Origin of the sequence: Brachybacterium sp. 107, assembly GCF_052379725.1 — a bacterium.
Classification (GTDB): domain Bacteria; phylum Actinomycetota; class Actinomycetes; order Actinomycetales; family Dermabacteraceae; genus Brachybacterium.
In genome coordinates this window covers 342,803-364,251 of the sequence record NZ_JBQSYW010000002.1, presented here as the reverse complement: position 1 = coordinate 364,251, position 21,449 = coordinate 342,803, and the positions used below count along the sequence as shown (strand labels likewise).

At 71.8% G+C, this 21,449-nt stretch carries 19 protein-coding genes and 1 riboswitch; of the genes, 17 read left to right on the top strand and 2 right to left on the bottom strand.

Annotated features, from left to right (window positions below; genetic code table 11):
• The first annotated feature begins 24 nt into the window (after positions 1-24).
• The 8 genes from arc to ACT3UL_RS04090 all read left to right on the top strand — a co-directional run bounded on the left by arc (position 25) and on the right by ACT3UL_RS04090 (position 10,297).
• Positions 25-1,593 carry a proteasome ATPase gene (gene arc, locus ACT3UL_RS04125; protein WP_444576879.1) on the top strand — a complete coding sequence of 523 codons (1,569 nt, stop codon included), beginning with the start codon at positions 25-27 and terminating at the stop codon, positions 1,591-1,593.
• Positions 1,590-3,275 carry a depupylase/deamidase Dop gene (dop, locus tag ACT3UL_RS04120; RefSeq protein ID WP_444576878.1) on the top strand — a complete coding sequence of 562 codons (1,686 nt, stop codon included), beginning with the start codon at positions 1,590-1,592 and terminating at the stop codon, positions 3,273-3,275. The genes arc and dop overlap by 4 nt, the downstream gene beginning before the upstream one ends.
• Before the next feature lie 9 nt (positions 3,276-3,284).
• Complete coding sequence (locus tag ACT3UL_RS04115) at positions 3,285-3,473, top strand: ubiquitin-like protein Pup (protein ID WP_444576877.1); 189 nt, start codon at positions 3,285-3,287, stop codon at positions 3,471-3,473.
• Between the two features lie 4 nt (positions 3,474-3,477).
• Positions 3,478-4,908 carry a Pup--protein ligase gene (gene pafA / locus ACT3UL_RS04110; RefSeq protein ID WP_444576876.1) on the top strand — a complete coding sequence of 477 codons (1,431 nt, stop codon included), beginning with the start codon at positions 3,478-3,480 and terminating at the stop codon, positions 4,906-4,908.
• Between the two features lie 71 nt (positions 4,909-4,979).
• On the top strand, positions 4,980-5,930 hold the full coding sequence (locus tag ACT3UL_RS04105) for an FKBP-type peptidyl-prolyl cis-trans isomerase (RefSeq protein ID WP_444576875.1): 951 nt from the start codon (positions 4,980-4,982) through the stop codon (positions 5,928-5,930).
• Positions 5,931-5,977: 47 nt separating this feature from the next.
• Positions 5,978-6,358: an FKBP-type peptidyl-prolyl cis-trans isomerase gene (locus tag ACT3UL_RS04100; protein ID WP_343922779.1), complete on the top strand. Its 381-nt coding sequence runs from the start codon at positions 5,978-5,980 to the stop codon at positions 6,356-6,358.
• Between the two features lie 134 nt (positions 6,359-6,492).
• On the top strand, positions 6,493-8,550 hold the full coding sequence (locus tag ACT3UL_RS04095; RefSeq protein WP_444576981.1) for a primosomal protein N': 2,058 nt from the start codon (positions 6,493-6,495) through the stop codon (positions 8,548-8,550).
• A gap of 115 nt (positions 8,551-8,665) precedes the next feature.
• Positions 8,666-10,297 carry an SLC13 family permease gene (locus tag ACT3UL_RS04090; protein WP_444576874.1) on the top strand — a complete coding sequence of 544 codons (1,632 nt, stop codon included), beginning with the start codon at positions 8,666-8,668 and terminating at the stop codon, positions 10,295-10,297.
• On the opposite strand, the gene ACT3UL_RS04085 is transcribed toward ACT3UL_RS04090, so the two are convergent.
• The gene (locus ACT3UL_RS04085; RefSeq protein ID WP_444576873.1) at positions 10,291-11,517 is read right to left on the bottom strand and encodes an MFS transporter; all 1,227 of its coding nucleotides are present in this window, start codon (positions 11,515-11,517) and stop codon (positions 10,291-10,293) included. The genes ACT3UL_RS04090 and ACT3UL_RS04085 overlap by 7 nt on opposite strands.
• 74 nt (positions 11,518-11,591) lie before the next feature.
• Here ACT3UL_RS04085 and fmt point away from each other — a divergent pair, with 74 nt between their 5' ends.
• The 7 genes from fmt to ACT3UL_RS04050 all read left to right on the top strand — a co-directional run bounded on the left by fmt (position 11,592) and on the right by ACT3UL_RS04050 (position 17,699).
• Complete coding sequence (gene fmt, locus ACT3UL_RS04080) at positions 11,592-12,563, top strand: methionyl-tRNA formyltransferase (protein WP_444576872.1); 972 nt, start codon at positions 11,592-11,594, stop codon at positions 12,561-12,563.
• The gene (locus ACT3UL_RS04075; RefSeq protein WP_444576871.1) at positions 12,560-14,218 is read left to right on the top strand and encodes an RsmB/NOP family class I SAM-dependent RNA methyltransferase; all 1,659 of its coding nucleotides are present in this window, start codon (positions 12,560-12,562) and stop codon (positions 14,216-14,218) included. The genes fmt and ACT3UL_RS04075 overlap by 4 nt, the downstream gene beginning before the upstream one ends.
• The gene (gene rpe, locus ACT3UL_RS04070) at positions 14,215-14,901 is read left to right on the top strand and encodes a ribulose-phosphate 3-epimerase (protein ID WP_444576870.1); all 687 of its coding nucleotides are present in this window, start codon (positions 14,215-14,217) and stop codon (positions 14,899-14,901) included. The genes ACT3UL_RS04075 and rpe overlap by 4 nt, the downstream gene beginning before the upstream one ends.
• A gap of 46 nt (positions 14,902-14,947) precedes the next feature.
• A riboswitch (FMN riboswitch) is annotated at positions 14,948-15,065 on the top strand.
• A gap of 92 nt (positions 15,066-15,157) precedes the next feature.
• Positions 15,158-15,862 carry a nicotinamide riboside transporter PnuC gene (gene pnuC / locus ACT3UL_RS04065; RefSeq protein WP_444576869.1) on the top strand — a complete coding sequence of 235 codons (705 nt, stop codon included), beginning with the start codon at positions 15,158-15,160 and terminating at the stop codon, positions 15,860-15,862.
• Between the two features lie 128 nt (positions 15,863-15,990).
• A complete protein-coding gene (locus ACT3UL_RS04060) occupies positions 15,991-16,254 on the top strand; it encodes a phosphoribosyl-ATP diphosphatase (protein ID WP_441448836.1) in 264 nt (87 codons plus the stop codon).
• A 117-nt stretch (positions 16,255-16,371) separates the two neighbouring features.
• Positions 16,372-17,229, top strand: coding sequence for an ATP phosphoribosyltransferase (gene hisG, locus ACT3UL_RS04055; protein ID WP_444576868.1), 858 nt, complete (start codon positions 16,372-16,374; stop codon positions 17,227-17,229).
• 8 nt (positions 17,230-17,237) lie between these two features.
• Complete coding sequence (locus tag ACT3UL_RS04050; protein WP_444576867.1) at positions 17,238-17,699, top strand: PH domain-containing protein; 462 nt, start codon at positions 17,238-17,240, stop codon at positions 17,697-17,699.
• A gap of 19 nt (positions 17,700-17,718) precedes the next feature.
• Here ACT3UL_RS04050 and ACT3UL_RS04045 read toward each other — a convergent pair whose 3' ends face one another.
• Positions 17,719-18,852, bottom strand: coding sequence for a DUF3866 family protein (locus tag ACT3UL_RS04045; RefSeq protein ID WP_444576866.1), 1,134 nt, complete (start codon positions 18,850-18,852; stop codon positions 17,719-17,721).
• Positions 18,853-18,900: 48 nt separating this feature from the next.
• On the opposite strand from ACT3UL_RS04045, the gene ACT3UL_RS04040 reads away from it, so the two are divergent.
• Together ACT3UL_RS04040 and tatA are read left to right on the top strand one after the other, a co-directional pair.
• On the top strand, positions 18,901-20,955 hold the full coding sequence (locus ACT3UL_RS04040; RefSeq protein ID WP_444576865.1) for a WYL domain-containing protein: 2,055 nt from the start codon (positions 18,901-18,903) through the stop codon (positions 20,953-20,955).
• 95 nt (positions 20,956-21,050) lie between these two features.
• Entirely contained in the window at positions 21,051-21,431 is a 381-nt protein-coding gene (gene tatA, locus ACT3UL_RS04035; protein ID WP_444576864.1) for a Sec-independent protein translocase subunit TatA, read from the top strand.
• Positions 21,432-21,449: the final 18 nt, after the last annotated feature.

Here is a 21,449-nt window from a genome sequence, read left to right as displayed (position 1 = left end):
CCGTCAGGAAGGAGACCCAGGACGATGAAGACGTATGCGGAGATGACCGCCGAGCTGGACAAGCTCGCCGCCCACAACGAACGGCTGGTGGGCGGGCTGCGCAGCGCCCGTGCCCAGATCGTCGAGCTCAAGAGCGATCTGGAGCGGGTGGGCGATCCGCCGAACACCTATGCGACCTTCCTGCGTCGCGCCGAGGGCACGACCCTGGACGTGCTCCACAACGGTCGCAAGCTGCGCGTGGCCACGGCCGCGAGCCTCGACCTCGACGCCCTGGACCCCGGCACCGAGCTGCGCCTGAACGAGGCGCTCGCAGCGGTCGAGGCCGTCCCGGCCGGCGACTCCGGCAACGTCGTCCCGGTCGTGGAGGCCCTCGCGGATTCCCGGATCCTCGTCGCCGTCGCCCCGGACGACACCCGGGTGCTGCGCCGAGCGGGCGGGCTCACGGAGGAGACCCTCCATCCCGGGGACCACGTGCTCGTGGATCTCAAGGCCCAGCTGGTCATGGAGCGCATCGACCGCGCCGAGATCACCGACCTCGTCCTCGAGCAGGTCCCTGACGTCTCCTTCGAGGAGATCGGGGGGCTCGGGGACCAGATCGAGGCGATCCGCGATGCCGTCGAGCTGCCCTTCCTCCAGCAGGACCTCTACCGCACCTACGGGCTGCGGCCGCCCCAGGGCGTGCTGCTCTACGGCCCTCCCGGCTGCGGCAAGACGATGATCGCCAAGGCCGTCGCCCACGAGCTGGTGCTGCGCAGCGCCGAGGTGCGCGGGGTGAGCGTCGCCGAGGCCCTCGAGAACTCCGCGTTCCTCAACGTCAAGGGCCCCGAGCTGCTGAACAAGTACGTCGGGGAGACGGAGCGCTCGATCCGGCTGGTCTTCGAGCGGGCCCGCGAGAAGGCCGCCGCCGATCATCCGGTGGTGATCTTCTTCGACGAGATGGAGGCCCTGTTCCGCACCCGCGGCACCGGGATGTCCAGCGACGTCGAGACCACCATCGTGCCGCAGCTGCTCGCCGAGATCGACGGCGTCGAGGGCCTGGACAACGTGATCGTCATCGGCGCCTCGAATCGCGAGGACATGATCGATCCCGCGATCCTGCGCCCGGGCCGCCTCGACGTGAAGATCCGAGTGCGTCGGCCCCATGCGCGGGCCGCCCGCGAGATCCTCGGCCTCTATCTCGACGACTCGGTGCCGGTGCGGGAGGACCGCGAGGAGCTCCTGGACCTCGCCGTGCGCGAGATCTACGCCGAGGGCCCGGAATCGGCCTTCGTGCGCCTGGAGTACTCCGACGGCACGCAGGAGACGCTGCACTTCCGTGACTTCGTCTCCGGGGCGACGCTGCGCAACATCACCGACCGTGCCAAGAAGCTCGCCGTCAAGGAGCAGCTGGGCAGCGGGGTCGTCGGCCTGACCTCCCAGCACCTGATCAGTGCGATCACCGCGGAGTTCATCGAGAACGAGGACATGCCCTCGGCCGCGCACCCCGAGGACTGGGCGCGGATCTCGGGGACCCGCGGTGCCGCGGGCCGACGGGTGGAGGCTGTGATCCCCCTCCAGGGCCGTTCCCGCGCCGAGGAGGAGGCCGCCCGATGAGCGCAGAAACCACCGGCACGGACCACCTGCTGACCACCGAGCGGGTGATGGGCATCGAGACCGAGTTCGGGGTGCTGCACGCCGATCTCGAGGACCGGGCCCGCGCGGGCGCCGGCAGCTCGATCCTGCTCTCCCATCTCGTGGTCGGGGCCTATGCGCTGCTGGACCCCCAGGAGGGGGAGCGGGGCCGGCGCGTGCGCTGGGACTACGGCGACGAGACGCCGCTGCGCGACGCCCGCGGCTTCGAGCTGCAGCGCGCCGCCGCCCACCCCAGCCAGCTCACCGACGAGGTGCGCGACGCCCATGTGCCCAGCGTCGAGATGGATGCCCCGCTGGCGGGCCCGGAGGTCGCCCCGGACGGGGACGACGCCGAGGTGCTCGCCTGGGCCGCGCAGCGCTCCCTGGGCAACGCCGTGCTGACCAACGGTGCCCGCTGGTACGTGGATCATGCGCATCCGGAGTACTCGGCGCCCGAGGTCATGCGGGCCCGCGAGGCCGTGGTCCTGGACCGCGCGGGGGAGGAGATCGCCCGCCGCTCGATGGACATCCTCGCCGCCGCGGACGGCATCCCCGAGGTGGCGCTGTACAAGAACAACACCGACGGCAAGGGTGCCTCCTACGGGACCCACGAGAACTTCCTGGTCGATCGGGCGGTGCCCTTCGAGCGCGTCACCGCGGCCATGCTGCCCTTCCTGGCGACCCGGCAGGTGCTGGTCGGCGCCGGGCGCGTGGGCCTCGGCACCCGGGGCGAGCAGCCCGGGTTCCAGCTCTCCTCCCGCGCGGACTTCATGGAGGCCGAGGTCGGTCTCGAGACCACGCTGAACCGGCCCATCGTGAACACCCGCGACGAGCCCCATGCTGATCCCTCGCGCTTCCGGCGCCTGCACGTGATCATCGGGGATGCGAACCTGCTGGAGGAATCCACCTTCCTCAAGCTCGGCACCGCCTCCCTCGTGCTCGCCGCCCTCGAGGCCGAGCACCGCACCGGTCGCGCGATCCTGCCGGATCTGCGGCTGGTCGATCCGGTCGCCGCGGTGCGCACCATCAGCCACGATCCGACGCTGCTGGCCACGGTGGAGCTGGTCGACGGCCGTGAGCTGACCGCGCTCCAGATCCAGCGTGCCCACCTCGAGGCGATCGCCGCGGTCGCCGACCGGGACGACGCCGAGACGGCGCAGGTGCTGGATTCCTGGGCCGAGCTGCTGGACCTCCTCGAGCAGGATCCTGCGCTGGCAGCGGAGCGCGTCGAATGGGTCGCGAAGCTTCAGCTGCTGGAGCGCTACCGGGCCCGGCACGGCCTGGAGTGGGGCGATCCGCGCCTGTCGATGATCGATCTGCAGTACTCGGACCTGCGCCCCGCGAGGGGCCTGTTCGGCAAGCTGCGGGCAGCGGGCGCCGTACGCACCCTCGTGGGACAGGACGAGGTCGATGCGGCCATGACCACCGCACCCTCGTCGACCCGCGCCCATCTGCGCGGCGGCCTGATCTCCGCGCACCGCGAGCACGTACCCTCGGCCGGGTGGGATGCGATCACCCTCGCCGGCCCCGACAGCGGGTACCGCCTGCGCCTGGCGGATCCGCGCCTGGGCTCCGCCGCCTGGTGCGAGCTGCACGGCATCGACCTGACCACCGATCCCGAGACGATCCTCGACGCGCTGCGCCGGGCCGTCTCCGTGTCCTGAGGAGGACCCATGTCCCAGCAGTCCCTGAACGGCCCCGGCACCGGACCCGAGGACGAGCAGAACGAGGTCGCCGCACCCGGCGGCCAGACCTTCGCCTCGGCGCAGGGCGCCGACGACCTGCTCGACGAGATCGATTCCGTGCTGGAGTCGAACGCCGAGACCTTCGTGCGCTCCTTCGTCCAGAAGGGCGGTCAGTGACCCGATGAAGCGTCGCGTCGGAGGTTTGGAGACCGAGTTCGGCCTGGTGTGCGTGCGGGCCGACGGCTCCCGCGCCCTCGAACCGGAGGCGGCCGCCCGCGAGCTGTTCCGCCCGGTGGTCGCGATGGGCCGTTCCTCGAACGTGTTCCTGCGCAACGCCGCCCGTCTGTACCTCGACGTGGGCTCCCACCCGGAGTACGCGACCGCCGAGTGCGACGACTGGTGGGAGCTGGTGGCGCAGGACCGCGCCGGGGAGCGCATCTTCGCCGATCTCACCACGCAGGCCAACGAGCGCCTCGCGGCCGAGGGGCAGGATGCCCGCATCCATCTGCTGAAGAACAACGTGGACTCCGCCGGCAACGCCTTCGGCTCCCACGAGAACTACCTGGTGGACCGCCGTGGGGAGTTCACACGGCTGCCGCGCTTCCTGCTGCCCTTCCTCGTCACGCGCCAGATCGTCACGGGCGCCGGCGGAGTGGCCGCCCCTGCGGACGACGAGGACGGCGCCCAGTTCGTCTTCTCCCGGCGCAGCGACCACATGTGGGAGGCCGTCTCCTCGGCCACCACCCGCACCCGCCCGATCATCAACACCCGCGACGAGCCCCACGGGGATCCCACCCGCTACCGGCGGCTCCACGTGATCGTGGGGGACTCGACCATGAGCGAGGTCTCCACCTACCTGCGCTTCGCGACCACCGACCTGGTGCTGCGGGCGATCGAGTCCGGTCGCACCCTGCCCGAGCTCGCCCTCCAGGACGACATCGCCGCGATCCGTGCCGTGTCCCGCGACCTCACCGGGCGGGCGCCTATCGCCCTCGCCGGCGGCGGGACGACGACCGCCGTCGAGGTGCAGCAGCGGTGGCTCGATGCGACCGCGACCATCGTCGAGGGCGGCGACCGCGCGGACCGCGAGGTGCTGGAGACCTGGCAGAAGGCGATCGACGCGGTGGCCACCGGTGATCGCAGCTGGGCCGCGACCCGGCTGGACTGGGCCATCAAGGAGCGGCTGTTCGGCCAGGTCGCCGAGCGTCGCGGGGTGGGACTGGGCGATCCCGCGATCGAACGTCTCGACCTCGCCTATCACGACATCGATCCCGGCCAGAGCGTGTTCCAGGCCCTCCAGCGCCGCGAGCTCGCGCCGTCCCAGCTGTCCGAGCAGCGCATCCAGGCGGCCCGCGAGACCGCCCCGCGCACCACCCGCGCGCACCTTCGCGGTCAGGTCGTCACCGCCGCCCAGGAGCACGGCGTCGATCACGTCGTGGACTGGACCACCTTCCGCCTGACCCGACCCGGCGCGATGCCCGTGCAGGTGCTCGACCCCTTCGCGACCTCCTTGCCCACGGTCGACGCCCTGCTCGAGGAGATCCGGAGCCTCGGCGGCGCCGGCAGCCCCCGCGCCTCCGGCACGGTCACCCCGCCGCCTCCTGCAGTCTGAGAACCGCCGTCCCGGCGCCCCGTACGCTGGACCCGCGCCCCGATCGGGGCTCGTCCTCTGAAAGGCCCTCTGTGATCCGCCGTCGTACCTTGCTGACCACCGCCCTCGCCGCGGCCACCGCCATCGGCCTGGCCGCCTGCTCCGACGACGGCGAAGGATCCGGTGGCGCCTCCGACGGCGGCGGCGCGTCCGACGGAGGCGGCGCTCCCGCGCTGAGCGGGGTCACCGTCAGCGACGACCTCGGCGCCGAGCCCACCGTCGAGTTCACGGCCCCGCTGCAGATCTCCGCAGCGGATGCGCAGGTCATCGTCCCCGGGGACGGTGCGGCCATCGTCGAGGGGGACACCCTCGTGTGGCGCCATCTCTACATCGACGCCAGCAGCGGCGAGACCCTCCAGTCCTGGTGGCAGGGCGGTCCCGCCGGCGGCATCCAGGTCACCGAGGAGATCGCGGGCAAGGCGGCCTTCGAGGTCTTCACCTCGATGACCGTCGGCTCCCGCTTCGCGATGGCCGGCTGGCAGCAGGACCAGTCCGGACAGGCGCGCTCCCTGATCCAGGTGGCGGACGTCGACCGGGTCGTGGCCCCGCTGCGCGCCGAGGGCACGGCGGGCAAGCCCTCGGGGACGTTCCCGAAGGTCACCCTGGGCGACGACGGCGCTCCGGCGCTCGACGGTGCACCGTCCGGCGATGCCCCCACGAAGACCACCCGCGAGGAGCTGATCGTCGGCACCGGCGACACGACCGCCGCCGGCGACTACCTGACGATGCACTACACGGGCTGGAAGTGGTCCGACGGCTCGCAGTTCGACTCCTCGTGGGACCGCAGCGCGCCGTTCTCCTTCGTCCAGGGGCAGGGCCAGGTCATCCCCGGCTGGGACGAGAACCTGCTGGACCTCGCCGTGGGCAGCCAGGTCATGCTGGTCGTCCCAACCGACGACGCGTACAAGGACCAGGGCGAGCTCGCCGGGGAGACCCTCGTCTTCGTCATCGACGTGCTGGACGCCGCCCACCTGACAGACTGATTTGGCACACTGGCCCCTGACCCTCTTCACCTCCCGAAGGAGCACCCATGGATCGCAGCAAGCCCGAGATCGAGCACCCCGAGGGCCCCGCGCCCACCGAGCTGGTCAGCACCGACGAGATCGTCGGTGACGGCGACGAGGCGGGCCGCGGCGATGTCGTCGACGTGCACTACCTCGGCGTCTCGCACTCCACCGGGGAGCAGTTCGATGCCTCGTGGGACCGTGGCGAGCCGCTGCGCTTCCAGCTCGGCGTCGGCCAGGTCATCTCCGGCTGGGACCAGGGCGTGCAGGGGATGAAGGTCGGCGGCCGCCGCCGGCTCGAGATCCCCGCCTCCCTCGCCTACGGCGACATGGGCGCCCCGCCGGTCATCGCGCCCGGTGAGTCCCTGATCTTCGTGTGCGACCTGGTGGCGGTGCACAAGCGCTGACCACGTCCCGCACAGCAGCGGCGGCGGGGGAGCCGGAGGAGGAGCAGGCGAGCCTCTTCGCGGCCCCCGCCGTTCCTGTTCCCGAACCTGCCCCGAGCGGCCCGGGCCGCGACACCGCGGCCCGGGCCTCCGGTCTGCGCACGACCGCCGGGTTCGCGGTCGTCGACGAGCTGCCGGTGGCGAGCGTGCGCCTGGTGGGCGTGCTCCCGCACCTCGATCGCCCCTTCGAGTACGCGGTCACCCCCGACACCGCCGCCGCAGCGGCCGGCATGCGGGTGCGCGTGCGCTTCTCCGGCCGGGACACCGAGGGCATCGTGCTGGGCCGCCACGAGCGCCCCTCCACCGACAGGGCGCTCGCTCCGCTGCATCGGCTCGTCTCCGAGGACGTCGTGGTGCCGCCGCCCATGATGCGCGTGGTCGAGGAGGTCGCGGCGCGGTGCGCCGGCACCGTCGGCGACGTGCTGCGCCTCGCCCTCCCTCCCCGCCACGCCCGCGCCGAGAAGTCCGACCGCGCCGCGGCCGAGAAGGACGCCGCGCAGGAGGTCGAGGGGCAGGGGATCGAGGAGCAGGAGGTCGAGGAGCAGGACGGCGCCCCCGAGGACACGGTCGACGAGGCCGCAGAACCCGGGCCCTCGCCGCGCCCGGGTGACCGCTATCCGGGCCTGGGCGCGCTGCTCGCCCGGGCCGGGAGCCCCACCGGGCCGGTGCCACGGGCCACCATCACCCTGGACTCCGCGGACCCCTGGACCACGGTCACCGCCGACGCCCTCGGCGATCTCGACCCCGGGCAGGGCGCCCTGGTCATCGCGCCGGACCGCCGCGATGTCGATCGCCTCAGCCGGATCCTCACCGAACGCGGCATCGGGCACGAGATCCTCGCCGGCGCCGAGGGTCCGGAGAAGCGCTATCGGACCTTCCGTCGGATCCTCCGCGGCGCCACCCGGATCGTGCTGGGCAACCGCTCCGCCGCCTTCGCCCCCGTGCAGGGACTGGCCCTCGTGATCTGCTGGGACGAGGGCGACGATCTGCTCGAAGAGCCGCGGGCCCCGTACCCGCACGTACGCACCGTGCTCCAGTGCCGGTCCCACGAGGAGCGCTGCGCGCTGCTGTTCCTCTCCGCGAGCGACTCAGTGCCGCTGCGGGCCCTCACCGACGCCGGCTATCTCGCCCGCCTCGATCCGATCCCGGCCCCGGTGCGCTCGGTACGACCCCACATCGTCGCCATGGACCAGTACCTGCGCGACCGGGAGGGCGCGTCCGGTCGCTCGCGCCTACCGCAGGAGGCGATGCGCGTGATCCGCCGCGGCCTGGAGCGTGGGCCGGTGCTCGTCCAGGTGCCGCGCTCGGGCTACGTCCCGGCGATCGCCTGCACGTTCTGCGGCACCCGCGCCCAGTGCCCGCATTGCGCCGCCCAGCTCTCGATCACGGGTCGTGGCGGGCACCTGCACTGCCGGGTCTGCGGCCGGCGCGAGGACGGCTACCGCTGCCCGGAATGCGATCGCACGCAGGTGCGAGCCATGGTCATCGGCTCCACCCGCACCGCGGAGGAGCTCCACCGCGCCTTCCCGGATTCGCCTCTGCGGGTCGCGGGCGGCGCCCATGACACCCTCGCCGACACCGAGGTGCCCTCCGACGCGATCGTGGTCGCCACACCCGGCGCGGAGCCCGCGCCGCCGGTGCGCTTCGCCGCGGCGCTGCTGCTGGATGCCGACGCCATGCTGGGCCGGGCGGCCTTCGACGCGGACGTCGAGGCGATCCGCCGCTGGCGCAATGCGATCGCCCTGGTGCGCACCGCCGAGGACGGCGGGGAGGTGCTGATCGTGGGCACCGCGACCCTGCCCGCGATCCGGGACCTGGTCGCCCACCGCTCGAGTGCCTTCTTCGACCGCGTGCTCGCGGACCGCCAGGATCTCGATCTGCCGCCCTTCAGCCGGGTCGCGGAGATCGTGGGCGACAAGGACGCCTGCCGGCTCTTCCTGGAGACCACCGAGCTGCCCGACGGGACCGACGTGTTCGGCCCGGTCGACCTCGAAGGCCCGGAAGCGGACGGTCGCGCGAGAGCCGTCGTACGGCTGGACCCCCGGCGGTCCCGCGAGCTCGCCGACGCCCTCCGCGCCGGGGTCTCTGCGCGGTCCGCGCGCAAGGCCCGGGGATCGCTGCGTGTACGCCTCGACCCGCCCGACGTCTTCTGATCCGGCCGACGTCTTCTGGTCCGGACCGGAAGTCCACGGATCGTGCCCGATCCTCCCGTAGTGTGAGCTCTCGCACCTGCACTCCACCGCGATGACGCGATGAAGGGACCACGCGATGCCTGCCGACTCCTCGACGACCTCGACTCCACGGGATCCATCGGAGACCTCGATCGATGACCGCCCTGATCTCTCCGAGGGCGAGCGTGCTCCCGCCGAGGGAGGCCGCACGATCCTCGTACGACGGCTCGGCCTGGCAGGCGGACTGGCTGCCGCCCTGCTCCTCTACGCGATCATGCCGGCCGACGTCCCGCACGGGGCGAAGCTCACGGCGGCGACCGCAGTGCTGATGGCCGTGTGGTGGATGACCGAGGCGCTGCCGATCCCGGCCACCGCCCTGGTCCCGCTGGTGGTGTTCCCGGTGCTGAACGCCGACGTCGGCTTCGACGACGTCGGCGCGTCCTACGGCAACAACATCATCTTCCTGTTCATGGGCGGCTTCATGCTGGCCCTCGCGATGCAGCGCTGGAACCTCCACAAGCGCATCGCCCTGGCGATCGTCGGCATGATCGGCACGAGCCCGTCCCTGCTGGTCCTCGGCTTCATGGTTGCCACCGGGTTCGTCTCCATGTGGGTCTCGAACACGGCGACCGCCGTGATGATGCTGCCGATCGGGGTGTCGGTGCTGCTGCTCGTGAACAAGCTGCGCCTCGAGGACGCCGCGGCGAAGGGCGAGGAGCCGGGGGAGGGCGTCGACCCGGATCCGACCTCCGACGGGCCCTCGAAGGCGGTGCGCTCGAACTTCGGGGTCTCGCTCATGCTCGGCATCGCCTATGCCGCCTCGATCGGCTCGCTCGCGACGATCATCGGCACCCCGCCCAACGCCCTGCTCGCCGCCCATATGAGCCAGGACTTCGGGATCACCCTGGGATTCGGCCGCTGGATGATGGTGGGCGCCCCGCTCGCCATCGTGTTCATGGTCATCGCCTGGCTCCTGCTCACCAAGGTGCTGTTCAAGCCCGAGATCACAGAGATCCCCGGGGGCGCGGAGCTCATCCGCTCCGAGCGCAGGGCCCTGGGGAGGATCGGCTCCGGCGAGGTCCGTGTGCTCGTGATCTTCGTGCTCGCCGCGCTCAGCTGGGTGTTCGTCCCGCTGCTGTGGGACCTGGTGCTCGGCGCGGAGCCGCCGATCAGCGATGCCGGCATCGCCATGGTCGTCGCCCTGCTGCTGTTCCTGCTGCCGGCCGGCGCCGCCCGCGGGGTGCGCCTGCTGGACTGGGACGCCGCGGTCAAGCTCCCCTGGGGCGTGCTGCTGCTGTTCGGCGGCGGTCTCGCGCTGAGCGCACAGTTCAGCTCCTCAGGTCTGACGGAATGGATCGGCCAGGTCACCGAGCTGATCGGTGGCCTGCCGGTGGTGCTCGTGGTGATGGTCGCCGCGGCCGGGGTGCTGTTCCTCACCGAGCTGACCTCGAACACCGCGACGGCGGCGACCTTCCTGCCGGTGGCGACCGCCGTGGCGGTCGGGATCGGGATCGACCCGATGCTGCTGGCGATCCCGGTGGCGATCGCGGCGACCTGTGCGTTCATGCTCCCGGTCGCGACCCCGCCGAACGCGATCGCCTACGGCTCGGGGTATGTGCAGATCCCGCAGATGGCGAAGGCCGGCCTGTGGCTGAACCTGATCGGCATCGTGCTGATCACGGCGACCACGATGACCCTCGCGGTGTGGGTGTTCGGCCTCGTCTATTGACCCTGCTGGTGTCTCTGCGGGGGCGCGCCGCGGAGCGTGGTGACCGCCGCCCCCGCCGCGAGCACCACGGCGATCGCGACCACGGCCACCGTTCCCGGCCAGCCGGCGCTCTCGTAGACGTGCCCGATGGCCCAGCCCAGCACGCTGGAGCCCGCGTAGTAGGCGAGGTTGTACAGCCCGGTGGCCTGGGACCGCGCCCCGTCGGCGCGGGCCCCGGCCCAGCCGCTGGCGATCGAATGCGCGGCGAAGAACCCCGCGGTCATCAGGACCAGGCCGAGCAGCACGAGCGGCAGCGGTCCGGCCAGCGTGATCCCGAGGCCCAACAGCATCGTCGCCATCGCGCCGAGCAGCACCGGCAGCCGCCCCCGACGGAAGGCCGCCCTGCCCGCGAGCGGGGAGGACACGGTGCCGCCCAGGTAGGCCAGGAACACCAGTCCGATCAGTCCGGCCGGCACCAGGTAGGGCGGGGCGCTGAGGTGGAAGGCCAGGTAGTTGTACACCGCGACGAACCCGCCCATCAGCAGGAAGGCACAGGCGAACAGGCCCAGCTGTCCGGGATCACGGAGGGTGCGCCACAGGCGAGAGGGACGGGGTCCGGCCCCGGCGCGGCCGACGGTGGGCAGGAAGCGCCGCTCCCGGGGAGCGATGAGCACGAACGTCGTGGCGGCGAGTGCGGCCAACAGGGCGACCGCGGTCATCCCCGCCCGCCAGGAGAGCGCATCCGCGATCGGCGTGGCCACGACTCGGCCCAGCAGACCGCCCACGGTGGTCCCGGCGACGAACCAGCCTGCGGCGATGGCTCGGGCGTGCTCATCGACCTCCTCGGAGAGGTACGCCATCGCGAGGGCGGGCACACCACCCAGGGCGACACCTTCGAGGACGCGCAGCGCGAGCACGAGCTCGAAGGTCGGCGCCCAGGCCGCGACGAGCGCGAGCACCGTCGCCGCGGACACCGCGAACACCATCGCCCGCAGCCTGCCGAGCCGATCACCGACGAACGACCAGGGGACCACCGAGAGCGCGAGGCCTCCGGTCGCGGCCGAGACCGTCAGCGCGGCCTGCTCCGCCCCGATCGAGAGGTCGGCGGAGATCAGCTGCAGGATGCCCTGGGGCGAATACAGCTGGGCGAAGGTCGCCACCCCGGCGCACAGCAGCGCGACGAGCATGCGTCGGTACCCGGGCGAGCCGAGAGCATGGCCGGGTGTGACCTGTGCCCCCATCAGGAGAGGGAGGTGGGTCGGCAGCGCATGCCACCACTGTAGGCACCCAGGTGGCCCCGTAGACTCAGGCCATCATGCGTCTGCTCTTCGCCGGTACCCCTGAGGCCGCCCTCCCGTCCCTGCGCACCCTGCTCGACTCGCACCACGAGGTCGTCGGGGTGCTCACCCGCGCCGATGCCCCCTCGGGCCGCGGTCGAAAGCTCACCCCGAGCCCGGTGACATCGCTCGCGCTCGAGGCCGGGATCCCGGTGCTGACCCCGACGACTCTGCGGGACGACGCCGTGCGCCAGCAGATCCGGGACCTCGCCCCCGATGCGGCCCCGGTGGTGGCCTACGGCAACCTGGTGCCCCAGGCCGCCCTGGACATCCCCGTCCACGGCTGGGTGAACCTGCATTTCTCGCTGCTCCCGCAGTGGCGCGGCGCCGCCCCGGCCCAGCGCGCCGTGCTCGCCGGACAGCGCGAGACCGGGCTGAGCGTGTTCCGCCTCGAGAAGGGTCTGGACACTGGGGACCTGATCACGACGGCTCCGACCACGATCGGCGAGTTCGAGACCTCCGGCGAACTGCTGGAGCGGATGGCCGAGGACGGTGCCCCCGTTCTGCTCCAGGCGCTGGATGCCCTCGAAGCCGGCACCGCGACCTTCACCCCGCAGGACGACACGCAGGCCACGCACGCTGCGAAGCTCTCCACCGCCGAGGCGCGCATCGACTGGACCCGACCTGCCGAGGAGGTCAGTGCCCATGTCCGGGGCATGAGCCCCCATCCCGGCGCGTGGACGACGCTGAGCGGCTCGCGCACCAAGGTCCTCGGTGTCGAGGCGGCACCGGAGCACGACCCGCTCGCCCCCGGGACCATCGCCGCCACCAAGCGCCAGATGCTCGTGGGCACCGGCACGCACCCCATCGCCCTGTCCCAGCTCGCCCCGGCCGGCAGGAGACCGATGCGGGCCGCCGACTGGGCTCGCGGTGCCGCGCTCCCCGCCGACGCCGCGTTCGCACGAGGGGACCAGGACGAGGATCAGCAGCAGGACGGAGCACAGGCATGAGCGACGCACGACAGGGACGTGGCCGGGACGACCGGTCCGACGATCGACGGGATGACCGGCGCGGGGGTCGACAGGACGATCGGCACGGCGGCCGCCCCCACGCAGGTCGTGACGACAAGGGTCGGGAACGGTCCGGATCGCGCGGGCAGGGCGGCCCGCGCCGCAGCTGGTCCGACTCCCGGCCCTCCGAGCGCAGCCGTCAGTCGACGCCATCGCGCCAGGTGGCCCTCGAAGGACTGCGCCTGGTGCGCGAGGACGACTCGTACGCGAACCTCGTGCTGCCGCGACTGCTGCGCTCCGCCCGGGTCTCCGGCCGCGACGCCGCCTTCACGACCGAGCTGTTCTACGGCTCGCTGCGCGCGCAGGGGCGCCTCGACGCGATCCTCGCGGCCTGCGTCGACCGTCCCCTGGCCGATGTCGACCCGGCGCTCGTGGACGTGCTGCGGCTGGGCGCCTACCAGCTCCTGGACATGACCGTCGCACCCCACGCCGCGACCTCCGAGACGGTGGCGCTGGCCCGCGCGCAGGTGGGCGCCGGCGCTGCGAGCTTCGCCAATGCGGTGCTGCGCCGGGTCGGGGCGAAGAGCCTTCAGGAGTGGATCGACGAGGTCGCCCCGGACCGCGAGAAGGATCCCACCGGGCACCTCGCCGTCGTCCATTCCCACCCGCGCTGGGTGGTGCGCGCCCTGACCGATGCCCTCGCCGGGCACGGCCGTTCACGCGACGAGATCGACGAGCTGCTGGCCGCCCAGAACGCGGCGCCCGCGGTCTCGCTCGTGATGCGGCCCGGCCTCACCGACCTCGACGAGCTCATCGACAACGGGGCGAGCGCCGGCCGCCTCAGCGTCTTCGCCGCGTCCTGGCCGTCGGGGGATCCCGGCGGCATGGATCCGGTCAAGGAGGGACGGGTCGCCGTGCAGGACGAGGGCAGCCAGCTCGCAGCCCTCGCCCTCGCCCTCGGGGCCGATGACCTGGTCCGTGGTGACGACGCCCACTGGCTCGATCTGTGCGCCGGCCCCGGCGGCAAGGCCGCCCTGCTGGGCGGGCTCACCGTGGGGCACGACGCCGATCTGCTGGCCGTCGAGCTCCAGCCCCACCGCACCGAGCTCGTCGACCGGTCCGTGGCGACGCTGCGTGAGGCCGGCTGCGAGATCACGACGCTCACCGCCGACGGCACCACGATCGGCGCCGAGATGCCCGGCCGGTTCTCCCGGGTCCTGGCCGACGTCCCGTGCTCCGGGCTCGGCGCCCTGCGTCGTCGCCCCGAGTCGCGCTGGCGTCGCACCCCCGCCGACATCGGCCAGCTCAGCACTCTGCAGCGCAAGCTGCTGGGATCCGCCCTGGACGCCGCGGCCGACGGGGGAGTGGTCGCCTACGTGACGTGCTCCCCGCACCTCGCCGAGACCCGCCTGGTGGTCGCCGACGTCCTCAAGGGCCGCGACGACGTCGAGGAGCTCGACGCCCGTGATGCCGTGCGCGCCGGGGTGCTCCCCGCCGCGCAGCCCACGCTCGACCTCGGCGAGGGACCTGCCGTGCAGCTGTGGCCGCACGTGCACGGCACCGACGCCATGTACATCTGCCTGCTGCGCAAGAACTCCGCCGACAGCTCCTCCGACAGCTCCGCCCCCGATGTGGAAGGGACTCCGTCCTCATGAATGCCGCGTACTCGACCGATGGCCAGTACATCCACCCCAGCATCCTCAACGCCGACTTCATGGACATCGGCACCGAGCTCGACAAGATCTCCACCGCCGACAGCGTCCACGTCGACATCATGGACAACCACTTCGTCCCGAACCTCACCTTCGGCACGAGCATGGTCGAGCAGATCGTGCGTCGCAGCGCGATCCCCGTGGACGCGCACCTGATGATCGAGGACGCGGACCGCGAGGCCCCGGCCTACGCCGAGGCCGGTGCCTCCTCGGTGACCTTCCATCTCGAGGCCGCGACCGCACCGATCAAGCTCGCCCGGGATCTGCGCCGCAAGAACGTCGAGGTCGGAGTCGCCCTGCGCCCCGCGACGCCGATCGAACCCCTGCTGGACGTCATCGGCGAGTTCGACATGCTGCTGCTCATGACCGTCGAGCCCGGATTCGGGGGGCAGAGCTTCCTGGAGACCATGCTCCCCAAGATCCGTCGGGCGCGCCGCGCGATCAGCGACGCCAACCTCGAGGTGTCGATCCAGGTCGACGGCGGGGTCAGCCGGGAGACCATCGAGCGCTGCGCGGAAGCCGGCGCCAACGTGTTCGTGGCCGGTTCGGCGATCTACCGCGCCCAGGATGCGGCCGACGAGATCTCCGCCCTGCGTGAACTCGCGAGAACTCACACGGCGCACTGAGTCCGGACGCCTCGAGCGGGGCTATCCTGGTCCCGTCACGACCAGTGACGTGCTCCGGGGTCGGTGAAATTCCGAGCCGGCGGTGATAGTCCGCGACCCGCTTCGGCGGTGGAGCCGGTGGAACTCCGGCACCGACAGTACAGCCTGGATGAGAGGCGCACGTCCTGCATGCCCCAGGGCGCTCTTCGCGCGCTCCGGAGCCATGCCGGAACCCTTTTCCCCCGGAGCCACTGCATCCGACGGCGAAAGGACCGACATGGATCTTCTGCAGTGGCTCTTCAACGCGCGAATCGATTTCGCGGGCGGCCAGTTCATACTTCTCCGCGAGGTGCTCGGCAACGTCTTCGGACTGCTCAGCGCGCTCGGCGGCATGCGACGCAAGGTCTGGGCCTGGCCCATCGGCATCGCCGGCAACCTGCTGCTGTTCACCGTGTTCATGGGGACGCTCTTCGGCAACCCCGAGGCGGTGGACCTGCTCGGCCAGGCCGGACGCCAGATCATGTTCATCCTCACCAGCATCTACGGCTGGGTTCGGTGGCGGCAGGCGCAGCACGACGGCGGAACCGCCGTCGAGCCCCGGTGGGCGTCGTGGCGCACCCGACTCCTGCTCGTGGTCGCCCTCGTCGGCGGCACGGCCGCGCTCACCCCGATCTTCCGGGCGCTGGGCTCCTACGAGCCCGTGTGGGCCGACGCCTGGATCTTCATGGGCAGCCTGCTCGCCACCTTCGGCATGGCCAAGGGCTGGGTCGAGTTCTGGCTGATCTGGGTGGCCGTCGACCTCGTGGGCGTCCCGCTGCTCCTGAGCGCGGGCTACTACGCGAGCGCCTTCATGTACGTCTTCTACGGGGCCTTCACCCTGATCGGCTTCTTCGTCTGGTGGCGCGTGCGCAACCGGCAGGACCATCGGGAGCGCGTGTCCGTGGAGACGGCGCACCTGGACCCGACCGTGCGCCGGAACTGACCCTGCTCCCGGTCTGACCCTTCTCGCGGACTGACCCTTCTCCCGAACTGCTCGTGCCCCCGCACTGCCCGAGGACCGGTGGGTGGTCGCCTTCGTCGACCGCCCGCCGGGGCGAGTACCCTGGTGGTGTGAAGGATTTCGAAGCATTGTTCGCCGAGCTGACCGAGAAGGCACGCACCCGCCCCGAGGGCTCCGGCACCGTCCGCGAGCTCGATGCCGGTGTGCATCAGATCGGCAAGAAGATCGTGGAGGAAGCCGCCGAGGTGTGGATGGCCTGCGAGCACGAGACGCAGGAGGATGCCGCGATGGAGATCAGCCAGCTCCTCTACCACCTGCAGGTCATGATGGTCGCCAAGGGCATCAGCCTCGAGGACGTCTACCGGCAGCTCTGAGCCGCCGCACGGCGCTCTGCGCACCCGCCACCCGGCACCGATCACCCGCTCGCCCCGCCCGGCGTCCGCCGACGCCTCACCATCATCACGGGCCGCCGCCGCGGCCGAGGAGGAACCGTGCTGCGCATCGCAGTCCCCAACAAGGGCGCCCTGTCCGAACCTGCCGCCGATCTGCTCGCGGAGGCCGGCTACCGCCGTCGCGGCACGGCCAAGGAGCTCGTGGTCGTCGACCAGGAGAACGACGTCGTGTTCTTCTACCTGCGTCCGCGTGACATCGCGGTCTACGTCGGCTCCGGCACCGTGGACGTCGGGATCACCGGTCAGGACATGCTCCTGGACTCGCGCACGCCCGCCCAGGAGATCCTCCCGCTCGGCTTCGCGCGCTCCACGTTCCGCTTCGCCGCAGCCGCCGGGCTCCACGAGGACGTCACCAGCCTCGCGGGCGCCCGGATCGCCACCAGCTACGAGAACCTCGTCGAGGACTATCTCGCCGAGCGCGGCCTCAGCGCCTCCGTGGTCCACCTCGACGGAGCGGTCGAGTCCTCGATCCGCCTCGGCGTGGCCGACGTGATCGCCGATGTGGTCGAGACCGGCACCACGCTGCGCCAGGCGGGCCTGGAGCCCTTCGGCGAGGCGATCATGACCAGCCAGGCCGTGCTGTTCTCCCGCCCCGGGATGGAGCTGGACGAGGCCGGTGCTCACTCCCTGGAGGTCCTCGAGCGTCGCGTCCGCGGCGTGCTGGTGGCCCGCGAGTACGTGATGCTCGACTACGACATCCCCACCTCCCTGCTGGAGACGGCGGTCGAGATCACGCCGGGCCTGCAGTCGCCGACGGTCTCCCCGTTGCACGGCGGCGAGTGGTCCGCCGTGCGCGCCATGGTGGACCGCCGCTCGGCCCACCGCATGATGGACGACCTCTACGACGCCGGCGCCCGCGCGATCCTGGTCACCGCCATCCAGGCCTGCCGCATCTGAGTCCCGAGATGTCTACCACCGAGCCGGCGCCGAGCGCGGGGGAGGTGCGGCCCACCCTCGTGATGCGGCCGCGGATGGTGCGCGTCTTCGCGTACCTCACCGGGGTGATCGTGCTGGGCGGCCTGATCGTCGGGGCCGTGATCATGCCCGGCTTCCTGATCGGCGGCCGGCTGGGCCTGGTGGCCGTGGGCGTGATGATCTTCTTCTTCTGCCATCTCGAGGCCTCCGTGCGCCTGGTCGCGCGGCCCCACGTGCTCGAGGTGCGCAATGTGTTCCGTGCCCGCACGCTCGACTGGGCGGAGATCGTGGACATCAGCTTCCCGATGGGGGACCCCTGGGCGCACCTGGACCTGGCGGACGGGACGACCCTCGCGCTCAACGCCATCCAGCGCTACGACGGGAAGCGCGCCATCCGTACGGCGCATCGACTGCGCGGCCTCGTCCAGGAGCGCGGAGAGGCCCATCTCTAGTTCGTAGCCCGTCCCTCGGTCAGCGAGGGGGGATCAGTCCCGCCGCGCAGCGCCCGGCGAGGGCCGCGTAGCGGAAGGCCTCCGGGTCCTCGCCGAGGCTGCGGCCCATGGTCGACAGCCGCACCGGCATCTCCTCGAGGGCATCGCGCAACCCCTTCGCATCGATCTCGGAAAGTACGTGCTCGGTGCCGCGAGCCCGCGCAGGTTTGACGATCGAGGTTTTCACCTGTTCGCGCACTGACGCATGAAAAGAGTTGTAACGGTGGTCCGAGCGGGCGAGGATCGGCAGGTGCACCGGGGTGAGCGTCGCCCGGCCGTAGGTCGTCGCCGAATGATGGGACAGGCCCCGGTGGCGGTCCCGAGGATCGGCGTTGGAGACCCTCAGCGTCGCCACCGGCGCGCCGCCCAGCACGGCTGCGGCATGGAGATGCTCGGCGGCCTGCATGCCCGAGAAGCCCCAGCCGGTGCCCGTGCCGAGGTTCCCCGGGCCCTGGATGACCACGGCGACATCGGCACCCACCACGTGCTTGGCCCCCAGGAGCGCCGACTGCACCGTGACCGCCTCGAGGTCGCCGCCGAAGGACTGGCCGGCGCTGATCACGGAGGTGAGCAGGCCCGCCTCCCGCAGGCGAGCGGTGCTGCGCGAGTACGCGGCCGGCAGCGAGGCGCCGTCGGTGTGCACATAGACGATCTTCGCGCTGTGGCGCTCGGCGCGGATCCCGGCCACGAGAGCGGGCAGCGAGGAGTGGAGGTCGGCGACGAGCACCGGCATCCCTTCGAGGTCCTCCGCGTCCTGCATCGTCGCGTAGTGCTCGCCCTCCGGGTCGTCGATCGCCTCGACCATGGTCTGCATCGGCGTGTAGCGGGCCTTGACCATGTGTCCGGAGATCTGCTCCGGCGCGGGGAGCACATCGAGCCGGGCCACCACCATGGCGTCCCCGCCGGTGCCGAGCCCGCGGCGCAGGGCGTTGGTGTTCAGCAGCACTCTCTCGCCCAGGGCCGGGGTGCCGGTCAGCTCCGGATAGGCGATCGCCGACACCGTCTCCGCCTCCGCGTCCGTCTTCGCGTCTGTCTCGATCTCGACCTGCAGGCGATCCACCCCGTGCCACGATGCCCTCGTGCCGGTGACCGTTCCGCGTTCCCAGTGCAGCATGGGTCCAGCCTAGAGCCCTCAGCGCGCTCCGGCCGCTACGCTGGGCCGGTGGCCTCCAAGAGTGTGGAAAGACTTCTCAACGTCATCATGACGATCGGCTCGCGCCGCCGGATCGACCGCGCGAAGCTCTTCGCCGTGATCCCCGACTATGCACGGGCGACCTCCGAGCAGGCCGCCGAGCGGATGTTCGAGCGCGACAAGGCGGCGATCCTCGAGCTCGGGCTCCCGCTGGTGACCGACCGGGACGTGCTCGACGAGAGCACCGTGTACTACCGCATCGATGCGGCGGAGTCCGGCGCCGTCCTCGACCTCAGCACGCAGGAGTACACCGTGCTGCTGGCCGCGAGCCGCGCCTGGGACGATGCCGCCGCCGGGGGAGCGGCGCGCCGGGTGCGCTCGAAGCTGCTCAGCCTCGGGCACGACGCCGATCCAGATCTGCTGCGGCGTACCCCTCGTGGCGCGGTCGAGTCGCTGCCCGTGCTCTCGCCGCTGCTGGAGGCCGTCACCTCCGCCCGCTCCGTGCGCTTCCTGTACCGCGGGACCCAGGGCGCCCCGGCCGAGCGGTTCGTCGAACCCTGGGTGGTCGGAGTCCACGATGGGCACTGGTACGTCCACGGCTGGGATCGCGACCGCTCCGCGCCGCGTCTGTTCCGCGCCTCCCGTATCGAGTCGTTCCCGGTCGAGGGCCCGCCGGCCGTCGAACCGCGCCCCGAGCAGACGGACCTCAGCGCCGTGCTCGATGCCCTGCAGGACAGCGACGACCGGGCCCGCGCCGTGGTCGAGGCGGCCCCGTTCAAGGCTCTGGCCCTGCGCGACCGGGCCGGTTCCCCGCTCGAGGCGCCACGGTTCACGCTCCCCGACCTGCCCCGGCCCGCAGCCCGCCGGCTGCTGCTCGCCAACATCCGCTGGCTCGAGCTCGTGGAACCGGCCGCCTGGCGCGTCGAGGTCGCCGAGGTGCTCGCGAACATCGCCGCGGCCCACGAGGGTGACGGTGACACCTCCGGGGTCGAGGGCGGCGCCGTGCGCACCGCCCCGCGGATCCGCACCACCCCGACCGGCAACGACACCCTGTCGCGGTTGATCTCCGAGGCGTCCTACGTGATGAGCCGAGGAGAGGTCGACCTCGCCGAGCTGTCCTCCGCGCTCGGCATCTCCGAGAAGCAGCTGATCACGGATCTCCAGGTGCTCTTCGTCTGCGGGGACATGGGCACCGGCTGGGAGGACTTCATCGAGGCGGAGTGGGAGCACGGGATGGTGCGCGTGCGCAACGCCGAACCCCTGCGCCGCGCGCTCCGGCTGAGCGCCGTCGAGATCACCGCGCTGCTGGCCGGCCTCGCCGCCCTCGAGCCCTCGGCCGGGGACACCGAGGGCATTGTGGCCAGCGCCCGGCAGAAGCTGCTCGCGGGTATGACCGAGCAGGCGGGATCCGACGACCCCGTCGAGCCGCCCACCCGCGCCGAGCTCGCGGAAGCAGCCTCGGTCGACGAGATGGCGTCGCGCACCGCAGATCGCGCCGAGGCGATCCTGACCGCGGTCCAGCAGGCGATGCAGGCCGACGACGACTCCGATGCCTCCGAAACGTCCGAGACGTCCGAGACGTCCGCGGCCTCCGCGGACCCTGAGGGTTCCCGGCTCACGATCCGCTATTCCTCCGTCGATCGACCGGGCACCAGCGTGCGCCGGATCCGGCCGTTGCGGATCGAGACCGACGGGGCTCGTTCCTACCTGCTCGCCGACTGCGAGCTCGCCGAGGCGCAGCGGAAGTTCCGCCTGGACCGGATCGTCGAGATCCTGCCCGCCGCCACCCCGCAGTCCCGGCCGGATGCCGGTGACGGGCCCGACCTCGGCGGCCGCCTGGACGGCGATGTCTGGCTGCGCCTGGACCCGCCGGGACAGTGGGTCGCCGAGTCCTTCGGCGCTGCCGAGATGCGCGATGGGGACGGCGGCATCCTCTATGCGCGGCTGGACCGTCCGGTCCGCGCGGCGCTCGTGGACGCGGTGCTGGAATCCTCCGGTGCGGTCGAGGTGCTGTCCCCGCAGGAACTGAGAAACACGATCGTGACCGTGACGCAGGCCGCGGGCGCACGTCACACCCAGCAATAGCCGTTACTCTGGGACGACCCGCCGAGCGGCGGGCCGGATCGCTCACCGAGCGGTCCGTCACGCGCCCCATCCACTGTGGGATGATGTGTGCGCCCGTGCAGATCGCGGCGCAGTTGAAAGGGAATTTCATGGGTATGTTCAGAAGCCCCTGGGCGATCGTCGTCGTCGTTCTGGTCGTCGTGCTGCTTTTCGGCGCCAACAAGCTTCCCGGTCTCGCGCGCAACATGGGCAAGTCCATGCGCATCTTCAAGACCGAGGTCGAGGAGATGCGCGGGGACGACAAGAAGGACGAGGTCGACGACATCGACGAGCCTCGTCGCTCTTCCCGCGAGGATCGCCCGCGTGATGACCGTCCCCGCGACGATCGTCCGCGTGACGACCGTCCGCGTGATGATCGTCAGTACGATCCCCGCGACGAGGCCGAGCGCGAGCCCGTGCGCCCGCGCGAGGACGGCGACTCCTACCGTCGCGACTGAGCATCTCGTCGCGCAATG

Coding starts and splice junctions, on each gene's coding strand:
- ACT3UL_RS04075 (WP_444576871.1), top strand. CDS start 12,560: ATGAGCGACGCACGACAGGGACGTGGCCGGGACGACCGGTCCGACGAT.
- ACT3UL_RS04050 (WP_444576867.1), top strand. CDS start 17,238: ATGTCTACCACCGAGCCGGCGCCGAGCGCGGGGGAGGTGCGGCCCACC.
- pafA (WP_444576876.1), top strand. CDS start 3,478: ATGAAGCGTCGCGTCGGAGGTTTGGAGACCGAGTTCGGCCTGGTGTGC.
- ACT3UL_RS04045 (WP_444576866.1), bottom strand. CDS start 18,852: ATGCTGCACTGGGAACGCGGAACGGTCACCGGCACGAGGGCATCGTGG.
- pnuC (WP_444576869.1), top strand. CDS start 15,158: ATGGATCTTCTGCAGTGGCTCTTCAACGCGCGAATCGATTTCGCGGGC.
- fmt (WP_444576872.1), top strand. CDS start 11,592: ATGCGTCTGCTCTTCGCCGGTACCCCTGAGGCCGCCCTCCCGTCCCTG.
- arc (WP_444576879.1), top strand. CDS start 25: ATGAAGACGTATGCGGAGATGACCGCCGAGCTGGACAAGCTCGCCGCC.
- ACT3UL_RS04115 (WP_444576877.1), top strand. CDS start 3,285: ATGTCCCAGCAGTCCCTGAACGGCCCCGGCACCGGACCCGAGGACGAG.
- dop (WP_444576878.1), top strand. CDS start 1,590: ATGAGCGCAGAAACCACCGGCACGGACCACCTGCTGACCACCGAGCGG.
- ACT3UL_RS04090 (WP_444576874.1), top strand. CDS start 8,666: ATGCCTGCCGACTCCTCGACGACCTCGACTCCACGGGATCCATCGGAG.
- ACT3UL_RS04085 (WP_444576873.1), bottom strand. CDS start 11,517: ATGGGGGCACAGGTCACACCCGGCCATGCTCTCGGCTCGCCCGGGTAC.
- ACT3UL_RS04100 (WP_343922779.1), top strand. CDS start 5,978: ATGGATCGCAGCAAGCCCGAGATCGAGCACCCCGAGGGCCCCGCGCCC.
- rpe (WP_444576870.1), top strand. CDS start 14,215: ATGAATGCCGCGTACTCGACCGATGGCCAGTACATCCACCCCAGCATC.